General features: G+C 42.5%; 2 protein-coding genes. One reads left to right on the top strand and one right to left on the bottom strand.

Features of this window, described 5'->3' with window-relative positions:
* The coding region (locus VIP81_RS19295; protein WP_331964826.1) for a transposase at window positions 1-211 on the top strand (211 nt) is incomplete at its 5' end.
* An 8-nt stretch (window positions 212-219) separates the two neighbouring features.
* Here VIP81_RS19295 and VIP81_RS19290 read toward each other — a convergent pair.
* Complete coding sequence (locus VIP81_RS19290) at window positions 220-1,680, bottom strand: recombinase family protein (RefSeq protein WP_331964823.1); 1,461 nt, start codon at window positions 1,678-1,680, stop codon at window positions 220-222.
* Window positions 1,681-1,735 lie beyond the last annotated feature (55 nt).

Below are 1,735 nucleotides of genomic sequence, written 5' to 3'. Positions count from 1 at the left end.
TGACGTAGAAGAAGCAGGGATATTATCTTTTAAAACCGTTGCCAGGACCATCAGAACTCATTATTTGGGCATTCTCAACTTCTTCAATAACAGGGCCACCAACGCAGCTGCGGAGTCTTTTAATGCCAAAATAAAGTCCTTAAGGAATGCACTCAGAGGTGTACGGGACGTAGAATTTTTTCTTTACAGATTGACTAAACTTTATGCTTAAAATTTCCACTAATCCCCCAAGTTTTCAACTTGATCCAACTTAACGGCTTCGTTCAACCTAGCGGTTCGATAATGGCTTCCGTCAAAAACGAGTTTTTCCGGGAAAATCGAACCAATAATTTGCCGCTTCTTCTTCACATCACCGTCTTTATAAAGCTGGTCAAGGGTTACAAGGGATTTTACCGCATTATCCAATAGAGATTCTATATTACTTGTATTCTTTGCGGCATCCATTAATTTGGCCTCCAATAGCATGATTCGTTTTTCGCTCTCCCCTTTGATTGTTTTATAATCGGCAGCATCTATTTCTTCTTTTAATAGCAATTTCCTTGCTTTAGCAATATCATTTTGGGCCTCATTTAATTGATCGGTAATTTCCTTTACCTCGCTGCGTTGTCCTTTTGCTTGTGCCTTATATGCAGCATTAACTACCACCTTGTAAGATTCTGCCATGCCGACACGGGGAACAAATTTCCGTAGCTCTTTTGTAAAAAGATCATTTGCCGCTTCTGCTTTGAAACGTGCGCCGCATGACGACTTACAATGATAGTAATAATAAATCCCGTTCCTGCCACGCGAAGCGCTACCAGTTAACAGGTGACCACATTTAGGGCAAAGCAAGTGCCCCCTCAGTTGCATGATCTCCTGTGACCCTACTTTAGTGCGGTAGTTCTTTTTCTTGCCGTCCAGCAAGTCCTGCACTTCATAAAACAACGATTCTGATATGATAGGCTCATGCAAACCGGGGACATGTGTACTTGGTTCGTCCTTGTAAGCAGATAGATAAATTTTTCCGCAGTAGACCGGGTTCCTGAGCAGATTCCAGAAATTCGTTTTACAGCACCTAATACCTTTCAGGCGGGCTTCTTTATAAAGCTGCTCTACTTGGTACTGTCCTGTTACCATCATGTTGAAGACCCACTTCATAATGCTCGCATATGGCTCTACAGGTGCGATGTACTTCCGCATGTCTTCCGTTATCTTATTAGCGTATCCTACGGGGGCCTGCCCCATCCAGCGACCTTCCTTTTTAGCTCTGCGCATACCATACAATACGTTCAATGCTCTCCGGTCATTTTCTACTTCAGGAGCTGCAAGATATACCGCCAGCATTATTTTGTTTTCAGGAACCGCCATATCCAATGGTTGCTCAATAGCCTGTGGCTCTACTCCCAACTTGCGAAGGATATTAATCATCTGGTAAGCATCTCCGGCATTACGACTAAATCTATCCCATTTGGTGAATAGGATAACATCTATTTGATCTTTCCGCTTTTTCAGGTCAAGGATCTCATTGCGCCACTCCGGGCGTTCAAACGTTTTGGCTGAATGATCCTCCAAAATCACTTTACGGATGGATATTTGGTTATTCTGGCAGTACTTGCGTAATCTTTCCTCTTGGTCTCTCTGGGAAAAACCTTTATCTGCCTGCTCATCAGTGCTTACACGGATATATAAATCTGCTTTCATCTTCCTAAATATGTGTTTATAGCTATATTAGCCAGGTGATACATAAATTCCAGAA

This window comes from Chitinophaga sp., assembly GCF_036566945.1.
Taxonomy (GTDB): domain Bacteria; phylum Bacteroidota; class Bacteroidia; order Chitinophagales; family Chitinophagaceae; genus Chitinophaga.
This window is presented reverse-complemented; position numbering and strand designations above follow the sequence as displayed.